The 18,925-nt window shown below is 41.6% G+C and carries 22 protein-coding genes; 9 read left to right on the top strand and 13 right to left on the bottom strand.

Features of this window, described 5'->3' with window-relative positions:
- Positions 1-194 precede the first annotated feature (194 nt).
- From B4Z47_RS16020 to B4Z47_RS15985, 8 genes are all read left to right on the top strand, one after another.
- Positions 195-398 (top strand): hypothetical protein, encoded by a 204-nt coding sequence (locus B4Z47_RS16020; RefSeq protein WP_147282035.1) that lies wholly within the window; start codon positions 195-197, stop codon positions 396-398.
- On the top strand, positions 379-801 hold the full coding sequence (locus tag B4Z47_RS16015; protein WP_115048438.1) for a hypothetical protein: 423 nt from the start codon (positions 379-381) through the stop codon (positions 799-801). Before B4Z47_RS16020 ends, B4Z47_RS16015 begins: the two co-directional genes overlap by 20 nt.
- Before the next feature lie 21 nt (positions 802-822).
- Positions 823-2,274, top strand: coding sequence for an MBL fold metallo-hydrolase (locus B4Z47_RS16010; RefSeq protein ID WP_286727610.1), 1,452 nt, complete (start codon positions 823-825; stop codon positions 2,272-2,274).
- A 31-nt stretch (positions 2,275-2,305) separates the two neighbouring features.
- On the top strand, positions 2,306-2,977 hold the full coding sequence (locus tag B4Z47_RS16005) for a hypothetical protein (RefSeq protein WP_286727609.1): 672 nt from the start codon (positions 2,306-2,308) through the stop codon (positions 2,975-2,977).
- Positions 2,978-3,170: 193 nt separating this feature from the next.
- Positions 3,171-3,332, top strand: coding sequence for a hypothetical protein (locus B4Z47_RS16000; protein WP_153847574.1), 162 nt, complete (start codon positions 3,171-3,173; stop codon positions 3,330-3,332).
- Positions 3,333-3,352: 20 nt separating this feature from the next.
- Positions 3,353-4,780, top strand: coding sequence for a phytoene desaturase family protein (locus B4Z47_RS15995; RefSeq protein ID WP_286727608.1), 1,428 nt, complete (start codon positions 3,353-3,355; stop codon positions 4,778-4,780).
- Between the two features lie 500 nt (positions 4,781-5,280).
- Complete coding sequence (locus tag B4Z47_RS15990) at positions 5,281-5,439, top strand: hypothetical protein (protein WP_286727607.1); 159 nt, start codon at positions 5,281-5,283, stop codon at positions 5,437-5,439.
- A gap of 603 nt (positions 5,440-6,042) precedes the next feature.
- Positions 6,043-6,636, top strand: coding sequence for a TlpA family protein disulfide reductase (locus B4Z47_RS15985; RefSeq protein ID WP_286727606.1), 594 nt, complete (start codon positions 6,043-6,045; stop codon positions 6,634-6,636).
- 141 nt (positions 6,637-6,777) lie between these two features.
- On the opposite strand, the gene B4Z47_RS15980 is transcribed toward B4Z47_RS15985, so the two are convergent.
- The 4 genes from B4Z47_RS15980 to B4Z47_RS15970 form a co-directional block, all read right to left on the bottom strand.
- Positions 6,778-6,969 (bottom strand): cold-shock protein, encoded by a 192-nt coding sequence (locus B4Z47_RS15980; protein ID WP_070566486.1) that lies wholly within the window; start codon positions 6,967-6,969, stop codon positions 6,778-6,780.
- A gap of 353 nt (positions 6,970-7,322) precedes the next feature.
- Positions 7,323-8,039, bottom strand: a complete 717-nt coding sequence (locus tag B4Z47_RS15975; RefSeq protein WP_313396081.1) for a 3-oxoacyl-ACP synthase III family protein — start codon at positions 8,037-8,039, stop codon at positions 7,323-7,325.
- 8 nt (positions 8,040-8,047) lie between these two features.
- On the bottom strand, positions 8,048-8,362 hold the full coding sequence (locus B4Z47_RS24585) for a hypothetical protein (RefSeq protein ID WP_313396080.1): 315 nt from the start codon (positions 8,360-8,362) through the stop codon (positions 8,048-8,050).
- Positions 8,363-8,509: 147 nt separating this feature from the next.
- Positions 8,510-9,652 carry a DUF4932 domain-containing protein gene (locus tag B4Z47_RS15970; RefSeq protein ID WP_286727605.1) on the bottom strand — a complete coding sequence of 381 codons (1,143 nt, stop codon included), beginning with the start codon at positions 9,650-9,652 and terminating at the stop codon, positions 8,510-8,512.
- A gap of 263 nt (positions 9,653-9,915) precedes the next feature.
- Here B4Z47_RS15970 and B4Z47_RS15965 point away from each other — a divergent pair, with 263 nt between their 5' ends.
- Positions 9,916-10,140: a hypothetical protein gene (locus B4Z47_RS15965; RefSeq protein WP_286727604.1), complete on the top strand. Its 225-nt coding sequence runs from the start codon at positions 9,916-9,918 to the stop codon at positions 10,138-10,140.
- A 291-nt stretch (positions 10,141-10,431) separates the two neighbouring features.
- On the opposite strand, the gene B4Z47_RS15960 is transcribed toward B4Z47_RS15965, so the two are convergent.
- From B4Z47_RS15960 to B4Z47_RS15920, 9 genes are all read right to left on the bottom strand, one after another.
- Positions 10,432-10,995: a biliverdin-producing heme oxygenase gene (locus tag B4Z47_RS15960; protein WP_286727603.1), complete on the bottom strand. Its 564-nt coding sequence runs from the start codon at positions 10,993-10,995 to the stop codon at positions 10,432-10,434.
- A gap of 141 nt (positions 10,996-11,136) precedes the next feature.
- Positions 11,137-12,384, bottom strand: a complete 1,248-nt coding sequence (locus B4Z47_RS15955; protein WP_286727602.1) for a S41 family peptidase — start codon at positions 12,382-12,384, stop codon at positions 11,137-11,139.
- A gap of 197 nt (positions 12,385-12,581) precedes the next feature.
- Positions 12,582-13,670 (bottom strand): cytochrome-c peroxidase, encoded by a 1,089-nt coding sequence (locus B4Z47_RS15950; RefSeq protein WP_286727601.1) that lies wholly within the window; start codon positions 13,668-13,670, stop codon positions 12,582-12,584.
- A gap of 58 nt (positions 13,671-13,728) precedes the next feature.
- Positions 13,729-14,712 carry a hypothetical protein gene (locus B4Z47_RS15945; RefSeq protein WP_286727600.1) on the bottom strand — a complete coding sequence of 328 codons (984 nt, stop codon included), beginning with the start codon at positions 14,710-14,712 and terminating at the stop codon, positions 13,729-13,731.
- Positions 14,713-14,817: 105 nt separating this feature from the next.
- Positions 14,818-15,387, bottom strand: coding sequence for a hypothetical protein (locus B4Z47_RS15940; protein ID WP_286727599.1), 570 nt, complete (start codon positions 15,385-15,387; stop codon positions 14,818-14,820).
- A 67-nt stretch (positions 15,388-15,454) separates the two neighbouring features.
- Positions 15,455-16,444, bottom strand: coding sequence for a hypothetical protein (locus B4Z47_RS15935; RefSeq protein WP_286727598.1), 990 nt, complete (start codon positions 16,442-16,444; stop codon positions 15,455-15,457).
- A gap of 41 nt (positions 16,445-16,485) precedes the next feature.
- A complete protein-coding gene (locus B4Z47_RS15930) occupies positions 16,486-17,226 on the bottom strand; it encodes an HmuY family protein (protein WP_286727597.1) in 741 nt (246 codons plus the stop codon).
- A 222-nt stretch (positions 17,227-17,448) separates the two neighbouring features.
- Positions 17,449-18,141: a hypothetical protein gene (locus B4Z47_RS15925; protein WP_286727596.1), complete on the bottom strand. Its 693-nt coding sequence runs from the start codon at positions 18,139-18,141 to the stop codon at positions 17,449-17,451.
- A gap of 28 nt (positions 18,142-18,169) precedes the next feature.
- Positions 18,170-18,925, bottom strand: coding sequence for an HmuY family protein (locus tag B4Z47_RS15920; protein ID WP_236560179.1), 756 nt, complete (start codon positions 18,923-18,925; stop codon positions 18,170-18,172).

Genomic DNA, 18,925 nt, shown 5'->3' with positions numbered 1-18,925 from the left:
AAAGTAGGTATTCAATGTACATATTTCCGCCAGCTTTTCTTTACCAATTTACTCAATTTTTAGTGGAAGAAAAGATAGTTGAAAATAAAGTCTACTAATGTTGTAGATTTTATTTTATGTTTACTATATTTGTTTTATCAACCTAGGAGATAAGCTTGGGGCTGATCGCCTTCGGATTTATCAAGTTCTTTCCCATGCAGATGCCATTTCCATCACTTGCCAATCTGAATACCGATATCGGTGAATATGCCCCCTTTAAGTTGTATTGGCAAATCGTCGGTGTATCCTATAAATATGAGATCTTTTTAGGCTTTTTGGAGATAGCGGCGGGAAGCCTGCTCTTCTTTCGGCCCACGGTCGTAATAGGAGCCATTATCAATGGTCTACAAGGTCAATAAAGCCAATTCGATCGATCTTGGCAATGGTACCCCAGCTTTAAATGATGTGCTCAAAACTTACGAGTTTACAGGCCGGGCCGGAGGAAAGAACTACCTCTACTATGAAATAGACTCGACAGAACATGCACTGTATCTGATCGATAAAAATCAGAAATTTAGTAAGGAACAACGTAAAAAACTAGATGAAAAACTAGATGTGGGACTGAAAGCGCTGTATGGAAAAGCGCAGGGCGATAGTCTGCATGTGCTGAAATGGGTGTACGAACGACCAACAGCAGAACAGATCAAACTCAAAGGGCTGGATGCTAGTGGTAATAACCTCGAAATTACCCTCAATCGCGTCAAAGAATCCTATCTCACCGGTAAAGAATGGTATATGAAAAATACACTATTTACCTACTAATTGTCTAAAAAAAAGAATGTTATGAATAGAAGATCATTTATCCATCGTTCAGCTGTCCTTTTTACCCTTGCTTCGGCAGGTCAGGGGGTATTCTGTTTTGGAAATACCAATAATTTAGCGAATGGCTATAGCATCAGGCAGTTTGAAGATGAAGGCCTGGTACAGTTTTCCTATGCGATCTTGGCCGACAAGAAAATTGTGCTTGTGGACCCGGCCCGTGATCCAAGGCCCTATTACGCTTATGCAAAGGAGCAGGGAGCGAAAATTATCGCGGTTGTGGAAACACATCCGCATGCTGATTTTGTGAGTTCCCATCTGGAGATTCATCAGGATCTGAAAGTTCCGGTTTATGTCAGCAAGCTTGTCCGTGCGACCTATCCCCACCATACTTTTGACGATGGCGATACCTTAAAGATTTCGGACCGAATTGTGTTGCATGCCATCAATACAGCCGGACATTCACCAGATAGCATATCTGTTTTGCTAAAAGAAAATGGTCGCGATGTGGCGATCTTTTCGGGGGATGCGGTATTGATTGGTGGAGTTGGAAGGCCCGATCTGCGCGAGTATTCGGGAGAACAGGCTACGCAGCGCGAAAAACTGGCGCGGCAGCTCTACCACACCGTCCATGATATCTATGCAAAGTTAGGCGATCAGGTGCTTTTGTATCCAGCTCATGGCGCTGGATCACTGTGCGGAAATGCAATAAAGGGTGCTAAGCAAAGCACCATTGGCACTGAAAGAACCCAAAATTTGGCCTTTCAGCAAAAATCGGAAGAAGCGTTTGTCCAGCAGATTCTGGCAGACCGTCCGCCTGTACCGATCTACTTCCCCTATAATGTAGCATTGAATCGTCTGGGAGCAAAGCCATTATTGGCTTCGTTATCGGGTATTTCAGTGGTTTCAGCAGCTGCGGTGCCCCAAGCACCGAGCGCTGTCCTCGATACCCGCTCCGCTTCAGAATTTAGGGCGTCACATTTTCCGGAGGCCATTAATATTCCCGAACGTAGTAAGTCAGAATCTTGGGTAGGAACTTTTATTGAACCGAAAGACGGCTTTTATCTTGTTGTCGATACCAAAGAACAGGGGCAGGTACAGCTCGAAAAGCTGGCTAAAATTGGCTATGAACAGTTTGTTAAAGGTATCGTGTTGTATGGGGATTTCGCGGGACAGCCTTCGACAGCTTTTGATCAGGCTGCATTTGACAGGGCGCAAGAGCAATATTTTATAGTGGATGTACGCACGGCCGAGGAAGTTAAGACTGGGCCTGTTTTCAAAGGGGCACATAACATTCCGCTAGCCGAATTGAAGGCGCATATTGCCGAGCTACCAGTGGATAAACCTATCGTTGTGCACTGCGCTTCGGGCTATCGCTCGGCCATTGCAAGCAGCCTCATCAGTGAATGGGCGCCAAAAGCGCAGGTCTGGGATATCGGTGAACATATTAAAAGCTACAAGCAATCGGTGAATTAACAAGAGGATTACACTTAAATGCATACATGATATGAAAGATTTAAAATTATTGGCTAGCATGTTATTAGCAGTGGCGGTGTTGCTCAATGTGACTAACTGCCAATCCAGGCAGGATACGAAGGAAGCCGTAAAAAATAGTCAGGTTTCGTTGAAAAAGCAAGAAGGAGTTCGCTTTAAGCAGGAACTTGAAAGCCTGAATAAAACGAACAAAGTGCCGGTACAAATTCCCGACAATCCGCGGATCGTCTATGCGACCGAACAGGATGTGCTGGAGCTTGAAAACGGTATTGTCCTTTTTGGATGGCCCAGCTGTCCCTGGTTTCGGAATGCCATAACGCCGCTGCTGGAATTTGCCCAGGAGGAAAAGGCGGCTATTTATTACCTCAATATTCACGATATCCGGGATCTTAAGGAGAAAGATAAGGACGGTAAAGTGATCACGACCAAGGCCGGGAGCCCGGGTTATGAAGCTATTTTGGCAAAATTTCACGATGTCCTAAATCCTTATACAGCTGTGGGGATTGATTCCATTAAACGGATTTCTTCGCCGACGGTATTATTTATTGAAAAAGGTAAAGGCGTACATAAGGTTGTTTCTACGGTCGTGTCGCAGACCGATCCGAAAATCAAGCTCGATAGTACACAGCGACAGGAGCTAAAACAACGGTATCGCGCCTATTTTTTGGATGAACATATTATATAAATGATATTTCTTATAAAGTTGTTTGATAGGATTGTATATGAGTTCTAAAGATGGGTGCGGCCCGGAAAATAAATCCTTTCAATGCAGGTAAAAGTTTGTATCCAAGGGCATAAGTTGTAGTAAGGGAATCAGTAGCTGAAAACGCCATAAGGATACATGGTGTAAACATTATCGTAAATTAAATGGATAACATATGAAAAAAATAATCAATCTTGGACTTTTAGCGTTTGTTTTAACGACATTTACAGTCTCCTGCGGATCTGCAGGTAAAAAAAAGGATAATAGCAAATCGTTGTCCGATTCTACTTCGTCAAAGCGCTCAAAAAAGGAACAACCCAATACAGGCTGCGACTAGGAGTGATTAAAAACTAGTTTATGCGAAAATTTGATGCAATCATTATTGGTTCGGGACCAAATGGACTTGCTGCAGCGATTACCTTTCAGCAGCAGGGGCTGAGCACGTTGCTGATTGAGGGTGCCGATACAATCGGTGGGGGAATGCGAACCAAGGAACTTACAATTCCGGGTTTCAAACATGATGTCTGTTCGGCAATTCATCCCATGGCTATGGCATCGCCATTTTTCAGGAGTTTACCTTTGGAAGCATTTGGGATATCTTTTGTTAAGCCTGAGTATGCGGCAGCACACCCATTGGACGAAGAGGAAACGGGGATTCTTTACCATAGTCTTGCCGAAACGGTAAAGGGTTTGGGGACGGATGGTGAAAGGTATCGTAAGCTGGTGGAAAAGGTCGTGACAGATTGGGAGGGCCTTGCGACCGATATTATGGGACCATTATCCTTTCCGAAGCATCTTTTGTCTTTAGCCTCATTTGGGCTGGTTGCGCTTCAGCCGGCAAGCTGGACAGCAAAGCGCTTTACTTCCGTGCAGGCACAGGCTTTATGGGCAGGGATGGCGGCTCATGGAATTCAGCCCCTAGACAACTGGACAACTTCTGCAATTGCCATTGTGCTTGCGGCGGTAGGCAACAAATATGGCTGGCAGATACCGATTGGCGGCTCGCAATCCATTGCCAATGCGCTGTTAGGCTATTATCAATCGTTGGGTGGGGAGATCCAAACGGGCTTTTGGGTAGAGGATGTTCGCGATCTACCATCCCATAAAGTCCTACTCTGTGATATCACGCCCAAGCAGTTGTTGCAGCTCAAAGGGATAGGTCTTGCTAGCGGCTACCGCAGACGCCTCGAAGGCTTTAGGCAGGGAATGGGGGTATTTAAAGTCGATTGGGCATTATCAGAAAAGACGCCTTTTAAAGATCTGCGTTGTCAGCAGGCCGCTACAGTACATTTGGGAAATACCTACGCCGAAATTGCCGAAAGCGAGCAGCGGAGCCATCTTGGGAAGCAAGTGGATAAGCCTTTTGTGCTGTTTGCGCAACAGAGTGCGTTTGATTCCAGTCGTGCTCCCGAAGGCAAGCATACAGGATGGGCGTACTGCCATGTTCCTAATGGTAGTAAGGTAGATTATACCGAAGCGATCGAAAATCAGATTGAGCGCTTTGCACCGGGTTTTAAAGAAACCATTCTGGCCAAGCATACCTTTTCTCCTATGGAGCTCGAAAAGTATAACCCAAATTACATCGGTGGTGATATCAATGGCGGTATTATGGATATTTCGCAGCTGTACAGCAGGCCCATTTTGGCTCTAAATCCGTACCGAACCTCGGTCGACACGATTTATCTCTGTTCATCATCGACACCTCCGGGTGGTGGGGTGCATGGCATGTGTGGTTATCATGCTGCACGGACAGCGCTCAAGGAACATTTCGGTTTGCTGTTGTAAACCACGCCGAATAAGCATTTCCTTATCTGCCTCTGTTTGTGGTCCTTGTGGCTACAGGTTGGAAGAGAATACCTACTTGGATTTTAGGACAAAGGACAGTCTGTTATTCCAGGGCGCTACAAATTCTGCTGAATTGCAAGCTGTACTTACCCGGTTGCCACGGAATAAGTGATTTTAGCCGTTTTTTTATTTTTCTGCAGCATAAAGTCTTTAGAAAAAATAAGCTAATGGCTGTGAGTTTCTAATTTCGGCAGTATTTTTGCAATATAGGGCTACGAAAACACCCCAAATAATATGTTGCATTAGGCCAAGATAATTTCTTGGCCTTTTGTATGTAATTCCCCCTTTCGTATGTAGACAATATCCCAGGTTGATACTTATGATGGCAATATCGGTTTCGATGTTGCTTTTTCTATCGCTAAATACTAAATAAAAAGAAATAAATCGATAAGAAGAAATAAATCGGTGCGTACGGCAAGTATAAACTTAGGAAAGACACTTTGGCCGGGGTAAGCTGGGCTCCTGACGCAATAAAATGCCTACCAAACTATGATGCCGAAAAAGGAAACTTTAACACAGGTCAGGCAAAAGTTCATCTTGCCATCGCAGGGCGTACTACAGATGGATGGTATCCGATGGGTAAAGTTGATGTGTTATAAAGAGAACAATGTGTAACTATCTATTTATATTAACTAGGTCAAATGTCTTATTAATATAGATTTATTATTTTTTATTTTTGATATTGTGCCAGTTTGTCAGCCCTATACATAGGTACTCAATAGGCTTTAATGAAGTGTCTTGATTTCCGAAAGCAGTGTTTGTAAATAGGGCTATCCTAGACTTTGCTACAGGAGAATGCGGTCAACTTGTGCATTATCTTGACGAATGGGGTCAAGGGCCGGCTCACTTCGTTGTTTTTGTGTGCTGAACGCCTCAATTTAGCTTTTGTGGGGATGGATTAGACTCTGGTTTTTGCCATGGAAATGTCGATGGTGCGCTGTTATTTTATAGGGATGTCGGACTGGCTCCATTCGGAAAATCATGAGCCGTAGAGCAAATAAATTAGAGTTGTTGTGTTTTTAACAAATATGCTAATTATTTATATACAGTGTATTGTGTGTTTTATATCAATTAAAAGTGCAGGTTTTGTTTTACCTCTTAAAGGCCGCTAAGGTGTCTTTGAAAAGACGATGTGTGGGATGAAAGGATGAAATGATTGTGGAAAAAAATCCATAAATTAGGGGAACTAAACAAGCTGTTTTATGAATGGAAAATTTATCCTAAAAGCTTTCTTATTATTTGCGCTTTGCCTGATCCATGTAATCGGTCATACGCAGGAAAGCAACAACAATAAGAAATTGTGGGCAAAATCAATTTTGAATCAAAAGGCGCCAAAACTTGAGGTGGAGCAGTGGCTCACAGATGTGCCTGATACAAAGGGTAAGTTTATCCTTATTGATTTTTGGGCTACTTGGTGTGGACCCTGCCGGAAAGTAATTCCCGAACTCAATGAATGGCAAAAGAAGTATGGTGATAAACTCGTGATCATTGGCCTTTCGGATGAAAAAGCAGAGGTCATTAAAAAGGCGAAGGAGATTAAAATAGATTATTTCTCAGCGATTGATACGAAAGCGAAGTTGAAGAAACAGCTCGAAGTTCAGGGAATACCACATTGCATTCTAGTGGATCCTGAGGGCATTGTGCGTTGGGAGGGTTTTCCGACGTTAGAGGGGCATGAGCTCACCGATGATGTTGTTGCTCATATCATCAGAAAGTATTCCAGAAAGCGCGGGAGATTCAAGGATAGCAGTCCATACTTTCTGCGACAGGAAGAAGTGATGTTGGCTGGATTGTAAAAAGTCCTCCATATGCCAGACCGATCAATCGTCCGATTTTTTGCCGTACTTGGGTATGGAATAGATAAAAAAAAAGTGTAACGGTTGCCCGTTACACTTCGCAAGAAGATAAATAAATTATCTTCTTGTGTGTTTACTTAATTATGCGATACGTACGTTAACAGCATTAACGCCTTTTTTACCGTTTTCTACATCAAATGTTACACTGTCATTTTCGCGTACTTCGTTGATTAAACCAGATACGTGTACGAAAATGTCGTCTCCACCACCAGCAGGCGTAATAAAACCAAAACCTTTTGTTTGGTTGAAGAATTTAATAGTTCCTTCTTGCATTGTTTTATAAATTATATTAAAGTAATCTGTACTGCACTATTGTGATAAATGAATATGAACAATAGTTAATCGATTTTTTGCAAGAAATAGGATCTGATTTTAATGATCTTGGATTGACTCAAGTCCAAAAAGGTCTTTACCTCCGTTTTGCTAACAAAAAAGCTTCTGAAAATGCGAAAACTGAGTGTTAAGTATAACTTGACGATTTCAGATAAGCAAAGGCGGAGCCGATTATAATACAAATTTAAGTATAAAATATTGATATATACAGTGTTTTGTTATTTTTTATGAAATAAATCCTATGCAGGCTCTGTGTTAGCATAATAGCTACACGATGTAGTGGCAAAATTACATTAAACCCGATAAGTAAAAGCATTGATATTCATACCGGCGCCAACAGACGCAAATAGGATGATATCGCCTTCTTGAAGGGATTGATTGTCTAACTGACCACGGGCAATGAGATCATAGAGCGTAGGAATGGTTGCTACGCTGCTATTTCCAAATGTATGGATGGTCATTGGCATAATATCGGGCGGGGGTACTGTACTGTATAGTGCATAGAATCTCATCAGAATGGCTTCGTCCATCTTCTCGTTGGCCTGGTGGATCAGTATTTTTTTGATTGCCGTGATATCGATATCCGCTTTTTGAAGGCAATCCTGCATGGCTAAAGGAACTTTGCTGAGTGCAAACTCATAGATTTTACGTCCTTTCATTTTAATATACCGTATATCGGGGTTCTGCTCTTGTTGATAAGAGCTCCCAAAATTGAGATAGTTCGCTTCCTCAAGCGCATAAGTTGCACTTTCATGTGATAGGAGCCCTTGCTCTGTCGTAGTGGCTTCGATGATTACGGCGCCAGCGCCATCCGCATAGATCATCGAATCTCTGTCAAAAGGATCTATAACACGGGAAAGCGTCTCTGCGCCAATGACCATACAGCGCTTTGCCATACCTGATTTTATGAAAGCGTTGGCATGCAATACGCCTTCGTTCCAACCCGGACAGCCAAATAGTAGATCATAAGCCACACATTTTGGATTGCTGATACCGAGCTTTTTCTTCACCCTGCTTGCTAAACTGGGTACAGTATCCGATTGGATTTTGCCAGATTGCACATCGCCATAATTATGTGCAATGTTTCAGCAGCTATACCGGCGTCTTCAATGGCACGTTGACCAGCTAGGAAAGCAAGGTCTGAAGCCACTTGGTCAGGATCGGCGTAGCGGCGTTCCTCAATGCCGGTGATTGCCTTAAATTTTTCAATGACAGAAGCCGGCTCCTTGAACGGCAACCCATTTTCATCCAAAAAAAGATGGTCGGCGAAGTCTGCATTGGTTATTTTTTTTGATGGAATATAACTGCCAGAACCGATAAATCTAATGTTCATAATTGTTTCTCCGTACGTATTGTGTTTAAATATATTTCGACGATCATCCCCTTATGCTATGCTGATTCCTTATGGTCGTATACATTCACATTTCTGGCGGCTTATTTCCTTCTCAGCCTTAATTTACTAAATATTATCGGGATGGCGCTAATTTTCTTTCTCACACCAGTCCAGCAGTGGCTTGTATAAGCTCTGAATATCTTTCGGGTTATTGTCTTTATACAGGCGGAACAATTCGGCGTTAAATTCATCTGCTTTGGGAAATCCTTTTTTATTGACCATCATATCGTTGACGTTTTCAACAATCTGGCCAAAAAGATCATGATCATTTCCAAATTTATCGTAACAATATAAGATGAAAAGCCCCCAAGTTAAATACTCATCAAATACTTTTACCGGACTTGGATAATGAACTGTACTTTTGTTTTCTATATCGACCCATAAGTTCCTATTATTGAATATGGTATCAATCTGTTTTTTGTTTTTTTCGCTCAATGTACCTACGTAGTTGTGGTCTATCTCCGTAAAAATAATGCGTGTATTGAATGCTTTTTTGAATTTGGGGCTCCAGGATTCGTCTTCGCGGAGGGTGGGTAAAAAAAGCAAAATTTCTTTGAAACCTTTGTACTTGAAGGTGTGAGTAGCATTCATTCCGGCAATCAGGGGGGAAGTCAATACACGATAGCTATTGATTGTATAATCGAACTTCTTTTCTAACCATTCTTTTTGCTCGGCAATGGAAGCATACTCCTGATATGCTGTACGAAGGCTGTCGTAATAGCCTTGATGATCTTTGTAGAATGCCCGGTATCCGCTCTTTCTGGCGAATTCTTCCAGGTCGTTTTTATAAGCAGGGATAGGATTTGATTTCACTTGATAATTTCCAACTCCTCTCGCTGGAAAAATATAGATGTTTGTAGGTACTAATTGGTCGTTTTTGAACTTAAAGCCATATACATTGGCTGCTAAGAGGAAATAGTTGGTTAGATTCGCTCGCAGTTGCTGGTCAAATTTCTTTACGATAGGCAGATTGGAAAATGGGGTAAAATGCGCTTTGACCTCTTCAAAATACGCCGTATTCTGCTTGGTCATGTTTGGATTTTCCTTACCAAAGTCAGTTATCGCAAAGATAATATAGATGAGTTCCTGCGCCTCATTGATTTCAACAGTTGTCTTGCCGTCGTTCTGGGCAATATAGGCTTTGCTAAAATCGACGTCTTTTTCCTGACACATGGCTCGGCTGGCCATTAAGCCAAAGCATATTAGAATAAAAAGGAGTTTTCTTTTCATCGTATCGTTAGTTCATATAATTATTGATAGGACATGTTGGTGATAACGTAACGTTTTTACTGTTAATTGTCATGTCTGAATGGGGATTTCACTATGAAATGAAATATTCCCGACTGCAATTATAGGAAGATTTCTGCTTGTTTTATAATAAAATTTGTACAATAAGGAATGAATTCGGGTAATTGAAGAGGCTCTATATCATCAATAGCAAATAAATAACTTGCCAGGTTATCAGCCATAAGGGGTTGGAGCTGTATCACACAGTGGTTACAAAAGTACAAGGTGATGGGCAAGCCGGTATGGGGGCAGATTCGTACCTGCTTCGTACCTTATTCGGATGCGATACAGATATTGTACAGGTGCTGAACAGATATTGTCCAGACCCTAAACAGGAATTTTCTGGTGAAAAGCTGGTCAATAATTGTTGCAAGTCTGTTCATCTCCGAAGGTGGTACGAACACAATACGAACGCAAGCCGAAGACATTAGCCCACGACACAAAAAAACAACGGGTTAGCCTGCAGCAAAAAGTGGATTGGATTGGAAAAGCTCCAATGGAATTGAAGCCTTCATCTGGCGCCCTTTTTGAGCGTTAGATGAAGGCTTTATGTTTTAGTTAAATAGATATGCTGCAGGACTTCGCTGCGAAAAAGAATACAGCGAGCCATATGAGTCCTTTGGCCAGAAAGAAGAGAAATGCTCCAATTCCGGCACGCTTAAGCCATTTAGATTTGTTATCTTTTTGCTCCATTTATGGGATTAAACACGAACACTCCAATTTTAGTTCGCACTGGCAATAGGAGTGAATACTTCGCCAAAGTTATAAAAAGTTTGGTTTGCAATCTCTACTGCGCGATCGTAAGTCGCCGGATCTTCTGAATATTTGTTTAATACGGCTGTAAAACCAGCCCACATCTCACGGCTATTTTCGCCATAACCTTCGAAGAAAGAAGTTCCTTTGGTAACACCATATTTGTTGAGCATCTGCACGATATACGGACCACCCATGATTGAACCTTCCAAAACATATAATGATGCAAGTGCTTCCTGTACATTTGCTACAGCTGGAGCATTTGCTTCCGGCAGGCTATCTACGTTGCCACCCAGAGCTTCGATGTCGCTTTTGATGTAAGATGAGTTGCGGCGTTCGGCCAAATCTGGCAATACTTCTTCGGTTACAAAAGGAGCGATACTATCTTCTACGGCACGGAAATAAGCATAAAAGCCTTTCAATACTTCGGCGTAATCTGCTTCTGAACGAATATTTTTCAATTGGCGCACGATCGTTCCTTCTACGTTTTGGTGAGCTGCGTGCGTTTGCTCTTTGATATGTTGACTTAACATGTTCTTATTTTTATTTATAACGATTCTATACAAAGATTCGTATTTATTTCCACAAATTTATGCTGTTTTCTGCTTTATCATCTATGAAAAGTGGTTTAAATTTAAATAGGAGTATAACAAAATCCAGCTTCAATAAGTTACTCACTTTAACCTAAAGTTTGTTTTCAGTAGCAAATTTTCGTCTACTGGCGTCTGGAAATAAGACGCGGATGAAATTGCTTTGATCCGTAGGTTTCCTACAATATCTTTTAATGCTGCTGCAAGCCAGGCTTCCTTTGGATCTCCGGGATGGCGGGAGCTTTCGACCGGAGCTAAAGGCAGGTCTACAGGTATGCCATCAAAATAATCCGACCATCCATCAGCATTCCGGATGAGAAATGAGGCTAGGTAAATATCGAAAGCTCCTACGCGTATGGAAAAAAAGCCGACGGGTTTACCAAACGTCTGCTGACCAATAAGGCGGATCGGAATATAAGGTTTGAAGCTGCTGATCAGTAATTCACTTGCCGAAGCCGTGCGTTCTGATACAATGCATGACAGCTGCTGTAAAGAATTGAAATTGCCCTTTTTGACAAAGTAATGCGTATTGGCCTTTTCACTATAGTCCACATCGGCAAGGGTAGCAGGCCGTCCTTTGTATTGGACCACGTTGCCATTTGCATCCAGATAGGGTTGGTTGAGGAGTAGTTTTGCTTTGCCTTGCTGTACATTCGGATGAAATTGTTCGCTGAACATAACTTTTTTATCCAGTTTGGCTGGGCTAATGAGGTTGGCTAAATATTCTGCCGTTTCCACATAACCGCCACCGTTATGTCGTAGATCGAGGATTAAATGAGTAACTTGCTTTTGAGCCAGTTGGGCTGCAAGCTGATCCAGTTCGGCCTTCACTGTCTGGAGCTGAGGAAAAGAGGGAATGTAAACATAAGCAATCCGTTTGTTTCCCGCAGACCAGTAGGACAGGTGTGTAGCATACCTGTAGGGTGTTTCTATGCTGGCCATGTGACCGCTACTTTTCTTGTCGTTACGACGACGCTCCAGATATGAATATTTGGGTTTATTGGGGATGGTCGACAATTCGTAAGGTCTATCTTTCTTGTGCAAAGCGTATTGGCTGAGGGCAAAAAGTGCCCGCTCATAAGCCGTTTGTTCGGGGTCTATCTGTGCATATTTCGTCCGCGGATCAAAAGTAGTATATGAAGGGAGAGCTTCCTGCCAGCGGTATAGCTGTTTGGCGTATAGGTAGATTGAGTCGAGCGTCAATTCTTTTTTTGTTCCTGTTTTTGGACTAATAAATTCATCGGGCAGCGTTGTTGTCTTACTGCCGTTCTGACAAGCTGTTATAGCAGTTATTGTAACTAATAGACCAACTATTGGGCGGATTCGACTCATGATTTGATGCGCATTGTGTTCCTTATGTCTGTAGTAGCTTCGCTACAAAATGGGTAATTATCTGAAATTTAATACTTTTTTACTTTTTTATTTCATATAAAAGCCTAATTTTGTGCCAATTTATTTAATTTTTGATGCCTCCGCTACTGTGGAGTACTCAAAATGTCCCAAAGGTATCCCCTTTGGGATTTTTTATTTTAGGGCAATACAGGTCGCTCTGTTTTGCTTGGCACATTGGATAAACTCTCCAAAAAAGCCAAGATATTTTCCTGTTCTTTACTACTTAATCGGACATTTTGGATATGTGGCGATAAGGTGCCATTGACCTGTTGTCCTGTCTTTTGGGGCATCCCTTGACTCAGTAGGTTGATCAGTTCACTTAAGCTTGCAATACTACCATTGTGTAGGTAAGGGGCAGTATGGACCACATTGCGCAGACCTGGCGTGCGAAATTTACCTTTGTCTGTTTCCAGTCCTGTCGCCTCAAAGCGACCATTGTCCAAGGCACCTTTGCTGGTAACAGCATAACCCAGATTATGAAAATCGAGATCAGTAAAGAAGGCACCATTATGGCAGTTGATGCATTTTCCTTTGGTCCGAAACAGATGGAGGCCTTCGAGCTGTGCATCGTTTAATGCCTGGTAATCTCCTTTGATAAAACGGTCAAAGGTGGTTTCACCACTGCTAATTGATCTTGAATACGCTGCTATGGCATCCAGCAATCCTTCGACGCTCATCGTCTGGCTCGAGTAAGCCGCCTCATATAAACGAAGATAGCCTGGTATAGTTTGCAGCTTAGCGGGTAAAGCAGTCGTATTTCCGCCCATTTCGATGGGGGAGTTGATGGCTTCGGCAATCTGCTCTCGATAAGTCATTGCGCGGCCGTCGTGGAAGAGTTTGCCTTCCAGGTACCAGACATTTTCCATGGAAGGTGTATTGCGGTGATGCAGTGCGATACCATCTGCCGTTGTTTTTTGGTCGATCCAGTAGGTGTCCGGATTATGACATGAAGCGCAAGTCTTCATGCCATTACCGGTGCGGGGGTCGAAAAATAAGGCTTTTCCAAGTGCTACAAGCTCGGCCTTATCTTTCGATGGGTTTTCAGGTAAAGCGGCCAGTTCACGTACCTTGATATTGTTGTACCAAGTGGCAGCCGGCCATTGCGTTACCGATTTACTATATTGTTGGCGTAAGGTTTCTTCAGGTTGAGGGACAATCATTGGCTCTTCTGGTGTAGACTTACCTTTGCGGCAGCTGTATACAATGATAGCTGCTAATGCGATCACAATAAACTGTTTTGTTTGATTAGGGACAAACACGATTAAAATGAGTTGGTAAAACGTACTAATTTAGTGTGATATAATACGTGTCCTCCAATAATACTTTTCCTGATTTGTCTACCATTTTTAGCTTGTTGATTCCAATACCCGCTACGTTGGACGGCATAGGGATGGTGACCGTCATTGCGTTCACATCAAATACCGCATTGTTTATACTATATTCTTTATTCAGATTGTCCACTGCGATGAAATGGTCAAAATCGGTTTTAAAATAACGCTCATAAAGGACTTTACTCTGCAAAGGAGCCACAAAGTTCTCTCCTTTTTTAACGCTATATAACAGATTACTCTTTATTAATACATTGAGGACGCTAGGTAAGACAGCCTCAAATGGATCGCTTACGATGGAATAACGGCCTGAGACCAATTTGACCTTATAGCCAGTACCTGCTTTGAAGTCATCTGGAGCAGCAAAAGTAACAGCAAAATTAGTGGGTACTATATTTTTGCTAATCGAAAGTAATGTTTCTTTTCCATCTTTATCTATTAAATAGCCTTTAGTTTGTGTCTCGCTAGGGATAATGTTTTCTCCGATAAAAGTAAACGTATTCGGATCAGTGATGTAGTATTGACCAGACGATAAACTATTAAATGTAGCTTGCACGAGGGGCTGATTGTATTGGAAGGTCAATGTATAATTTTTGCTGGATCCGTCCTGTGCGCGAACAGTATAGGTGATGGGTTTTTCGGATTGGAGTTTTATCGGTGTACCTGATGCCGGGGTAATAGTCGCTAATTCTGAAACTTTAATCGTAGGTGTAATGCTTTCGGGCTGCGCCACTAAGGGAGGCCAATATAAGATAATCTTGTCATTCACAATGCTGGCTGACAGTATTTTACCATTTGCATCCTGAATGCTAAAAGATTCGATGTCATTGTAGGGCAGGCTTGGGTATTCCGTTTTACAGGACCAGCATGTTAGTGCTAGCATAAAAATAGCTAGAAATTGAAGGATATGTGTTTGTTTTTTCAAAAATGAGTGTTGCATAATTTTTTTGGTTAAAAAAATCGTTATGCGGATGTTGATTAGGCTAAAAAGATCCGCAACCCATCCACCAGGTTGCGGAATCTTTCATTCATTAAATAGGAAAGACTATAATGCCTTAACTTCGATATTGGTATCTGCTTTTACTTGTAATTGACCTGCCACTACTTGTTGGCCAACATTTGTAAAGTTAATTAACTTAACAGCATACGAAGCTCCGGAAGAATTTCCGACCAATACGGTCAAAGGTTGGATTGCTTGGTTTGCATGGCTATCTAAATCATATTCATACCATTCGCCACTGCCCTGTGATGATACTGGAGTCGCTGTTGCCCAATCTGATGCTGTAACGGAAGAGATGTCTTTTGCTACCGTTCTGATCGAATAAGATCCATTAGCCTTGATCGAACCATTTACATGGCTAAAGAATGCAACCTGACCAGAGCTACTCAAGCTTTGTGCACCTGTAGCAAGGTCTACATATACCGCAGGCCAAGTTGCTGCAGCGGCTGGGCTCCACCATTGACCTACAACAGAGTAGTTACTATTTGCCTTAGCTTGGTTCAGCGCCAAAGGAGCTGTTGCTGATTCTGTTGTTGGGGCTGCTGCCCATACTGCTGCCGATAGCACAGTCACGGCCATCGCTGATTTTAAGATAGTTTTGATGTTTGAGTTCATGTTGAGATCTCCTCTTGTTTTAATTTATTTAATTTTGATGCCACCATGGCATACTGTGGATGCTTGTTTAGGATTCCGTTATTGTACTTGGAGACAGCTGTGTCTTTACAACATCGGCCCAGTCTTTAAATTGGAATTTGATCTGCAAATTATCAAAGGTTCCGATTGGCAGAGTCGCTGGTAATGAAACTGTCATTTCGGTACGGTTATAAGATTTGATTGTCAATGGATAATCTTTTCCATTAAATGTCATGATAACGGCCGTAGGATCTAGAATAACCTTATCTAGGCCAGCTTTTATGGTCCAATCTTTATTTTTTGCGAGATTTAGACCCAATAAGCTAACAATTACATCAGGTTGACGATACGTAATTTTGAGCGGATTGGCTAGTGTAATGGTGTGGTTGATGTTGGTCACCTCCACATCATAGGTGCCTGCTTTAATATCGGACGGAATACGGTTTTCTCGTTCAGTTCCCGTATAACTTAATTGATAACCAACATTTCCTGATACTTTCAAGCTATTTGGCGTAGCCATCTTATAGCGTTCTTTGGTCTCTTGATTAATCAATGCGATACTGACCAATGCGGGATTGGTATGCATGAAAGTCCCATTTATCGCTGGAAATGCACCTCCAGGCCCTTTTGTAAGTGAAATGGAAGATGTCGATGCAAAAGTCGCTTCAAAAGATGGCGTACTTTGTAGCTCAATCTTTAAGCTATAGGTTCTTGTGGTGCCTGTAGCGGACTTTACGGTATACGTCTGTTTTTTTTCATCTGTTTTAACGGGCAAAATTTCTTCTGTTAAACTGGCTCCGTTAGCAACTTTAATAGTCGGATCGATGACGAGCAAGCCATAATAATAAGGGAGATATACCGTAATGGTATTGGCCTCATTGTCAATGGCACCGTAAATGACATCATCATTGGGGAGGTTGGTGACCTTGTATTCGAGTATTTTATCTGCAGGAAGTAAGGCTAATTCTTCCGTTTTGGTGCAGCGGGTTAGCAGCAATCCTAAAAAAAGGAAGCTTAAAATGCTGTATAATCTTTTCATGTTAGTTTAGTGTCTAAATCAGAATGCGTAGCTTATCGTATTTAGTTAGCAATCACAAATTTGCTACTACCAGCTTTGGCAATTACATATTGGAATGTAAAGAATGGTGTTGGTGAATCTTTAAACCAATCTTTTGGATCCAAAAGGTCTTTGTAGATACTTTGTATCTTGATCTTGGCGTAGTTCCCCTGGGCTGTACGGACGATCAATGTATTACTTTCGATGGGATAGCAAACGTGTTTTTTGTTTTCCGCTCCACCACCTTTGATTACGCCGTCAAAATCATATAAATACCAACCTAGGCCTTCACCAAACGCTCCTGAGTCATCTGTACCATAGGCTTTTTCACCTTTTCGGAATTCGGCATCTGAGGGGATATCGATTACATCTTCAAATTTTTTCTTGACAATTAAGATACCGCCTTTGCCTGGGCCTCCTTTACCAAATCCGTTTGCTGTGTTGTTGCAATTGATAAAACTGCGGTATATTTCTGAGCAAGAGATGTCCCATCGTGCGGTTAGTTTATAATCCGGTGTCACAGCTTTGTTCTGTTCCAAACTATAATATATTGGTGATTGCGCTGTGTTTGGTGCACTACCCGCGGGTAAATCTTCGCCAAAATTCTTAACCGTAATCAAGCGGTTGAACATAGCTTCTGGTGCAACAGGATCTGGTTCAGGCTCTACTGCTGTGGGCTCGCTTTTGCTGCAAGACCCCAACACAATTAAAAATGCCAATACCGGTATGAATTTTAATAGTTTACTGCGTTTCTTTATTGTCATTGTTACTCGTTTTTTTTGTTAGTTGATAACTTGTCCCTTTTCTATACATGCAGTAGGGGTATTAGTACGTTATTTTTATTTAAATTGATTCTAAATAATAGTAAAGATAAAATCTTTTGCTGATAAAGTGTGTATGAAAATTGGTATTTAATATATTTTTTTCGGTTTTTGATTTTTGCTTAACAAAGGCAGCTGGAATTTTAACCAGCTGCCATGTAGGTATTATTTAAATTCTTGGTAATCGATGGAGTAGAAAAAATAATTGTTTGGTGCGATTTCACGATTCATCGTTTCATTCTCATAAACATTATTCATCCTAATTTTAAAAAAGGGTTTACCTTCCTTTGAAATGATGATTGTTCGATTTGCAACAGCCACAATTTGGTGGTTAGGTTTTCCCGTATAATCAGCCCAACCTATTACATTGGGAGCGAAACTGGTTTGAAGGCCCAATAAGTTATCTTTAGCAACCAGAAATTGATCTGTAGATTTTACTTCGTCAAATGGTTTTTCAATGTATGATAATGTATATCCTTTAATAGCGTTTGTGATAAAATCAACATTTGTAGGTTGCGCATTAATTGAAACAATAAAATCACTCGCATTTAAGCCATCATTCTCTTTAAAATCAAAATAATAGGTTTGCGCTGCAGTTGTTGTTGCTTTTCCATCTTCACCGATTGTAAATTGTTTAAAGTTACGAAGTGAATAGGTATTGCCTGTACGCTTGATTGTTCCTTGTGTATTGATCGTTTTGGAAACCTTTGTTAAATCAACAGTTTCACCGTCTTTGACCATAACCTTAGCTTGGTATTCCGGCTCAACTTGCTCCACCTTATCATCATCCTTGCTACAAGAAGTAAAACCTAAACTCAATGCACATAGTAGTGCTGCTGTTGTAAATAATCTATTCATCTTTAATTTAATTGTGTAATTTTTCGTATTATAATGTGTTTGTATTTAAATCTTTGCTGCCATCCTGCTGTACATAATATTTAAATGTATAGTACGGGGCAGGCCAATTGAGGTTGGTTACCGCCGCTGGATTTCCCTTATAGGCGTTGATCAGCTGTAATTTGGCATATTTGCCATCGGGTAAGCGAATCGCATAGGTACGATTGGGAAGCGCCTGCATAATATGGGTGCTCAAACTATAGCGAAACCATCCATCAGAACCATCGGTTGCTGCCCAGCCAATTTTGTTTACTTCACTTTTATTAAACTCTTCATCCGAAGGGGCTACAGTGACACTCTGATAGGCTTGTCGCAGTAAAACCACAGCGGTATTATTTGCCTGGCCGCCATAACCCGGATTGTATTCATGCTGGGCATTGTTCAGATAGATCTCCGAATTGTAAGGACCTGTAAAGGCAATATCCCAATCTTTTGTTTTAAGCCACTGCGCAGAATCGGCTTTGGTTTTAACCCATATTTGCTTTTGGTCTTTAAAACGAAAAAGAAATATAAAAAATGGTCTTTGCTCTTTTCCTTCAGTACCTTCACCCATGGCTGCATCGGTATCGCCAGCAAGATCTTTGATCAGAGTACTTTTGCCATCTTCCAATCCGATAGTATAATCTTTGTCTTTCCCGCAGGATACGAGTGTCAATAGCAATAGTGCTGAAAAAATACAACGGCCAATCTTGTGAAAGGAAAGCCAGATGCTACATTCTCCTATAATCATGCGAATCGTTCTCAT

The sequence above is a fragment of the Sphingobacterium sp. UBA2610 genome, assembly GCF_002339225.1.
Lineage (GTDB): Bacteria > Bacteroidota > Bacteroidia > Sphingobacteriales > Sphingobacteriaceae > Sphingobacterium > Sphingobacterium multivorum.
Note: the sequence above shows the minus strand (reverse complement) of the source record. Positions and strands in the feature narration are given on the sequence as shown.

Excerpts from the sequence above, each read along its gene's own strand:
- B4Z47_RS16015 (WP_115048438.1), top strand. The coding sequence starts at position 379 with ATGGTCTACAAGGTCAATAAAGCCAATTCGATCGATCTTGGCAATGGT.
- B4Z47_RS15995 (WP_286727608.1), top strand. The coding sequence starts at position 3,353 with ATGCGAAAATTTGATGCAATCATTATTGGTTCGGGACCAAATGGACTT.
- B4Z47_RS15980 (WP_070566486.1), bottom strand. The coding sequence starts at position 6,969 with ATGCAAGAAGGAACTATTAAATTCTTCAACCAAACAAAAGGTTTTGGT.
- B4Z47_RS16020 (WP_147282035.1), top strand. The coding sequence starts at position 195 with ATGCAGATGCCATTTCCATCACTTGCCAATCTGAATACCGATATCGGT.
- B4Z47_RS16010 (WP_286727610.1), top strand. The coding sequence starts at position 823 with ATGAATAGAAGATCATTTATCCATCGTTCAGCTGTCCTTTTTACCCTT.
- B4Z47_RS15985 (WP_286727606.1), top strand. The coding sequence starts at position 6,043 with ATGAATGGAAAATTTATCCTAAAAGCTTTCTTATTATTTGCGCTTTGC.
- B4Z47_RS15920 (WP_236560179.1), bottom strand. The coding sequence starts at position 18,925 with ATGAGAACGATTCGCATGATTATAGGAGAATGTAGCATCTGGCTTTCC.
- B4Z47_RS15960 (WP_286727603.1), bottom strand. The coding sequence starts at position 10,995 with ATGTTAAGTCAACATATCAAAGAGCAAACGCACGCAGCTCACCAAAAC.
- B4Z47_RS15940 (WP_286727599.1), bottom strand. The coding sequence starts at position 15,387 with ATGAACTCAAACATCAAAACTATCTTAAAATCAGCGATGGCCGTGACT.
- B4Z47_RS15935 (WP_286727598.1), bottom strand. The coding sequence starts at position 16,444 with ATGAAAAGATTATACAGCATTTTAAGCTTCCTTTTTTTAGGATTGCTG.
- B4Z47_RS15945 (WP_286727600.1), bottom strand. The coding sequence starts at position 14,712 with ATGCAACACTCATTTTTGAAAAAACAAACACATATCCTTCAATTTCTA.
- B4Z47_RS15930 (WP_286727597.1), bottom strand. The coding sequence starts at position 17,226 with ATGACAATAAAGAAACGCAGTAAACTATTAAAATTCATACCGGTATTG.
- B4Z47_RS16005 (WP_286727609.1), top strand. The coding sequence starts at position 2,306 with ATGAAAGATTTAAAATTATTGGCTAGCATGTTATTAGCAGTGGCGGTG.
- B4Z47_RS24585 (WP_313396080.1), bottom strand. The coding sequence starts at position 8,362 with ATGAACATTAGATTTATCGGTTCTGGCAGTTATATTCCATCAAAAAAA.
- B4Z47_RS15970 (WP_286727605.1), bottom strand. The coding sequence starts at position 9,652 with ATGAAAAGAAAACTCCTTTTTATTCTAATATGCTTTGGCTTAATGGCC.
- B4Z47_RS15925 (WP_286727596.1), bottom strand. The coding sequence starts at position 18,141 with ATGAATAGATTATTTACAACAGCAGCACTACTATGTGCATTGAGTTTA.
- B4Z47_RS15955 (WP_286727602.1), bottom strand. The coding sequence starts at position 12,384 with ATGAGTCGAATCCGCCCAATAGTTGGTCTATTAGTTACAATAACTGCT.
- B4Z47_RS16000 (WP_153847574.1), top strand. The coding sequence starts at position 3,171 with ATGAAAAAAATAATCAATCTTGGACTTTTAGCGTTTGTTTTAACGACA.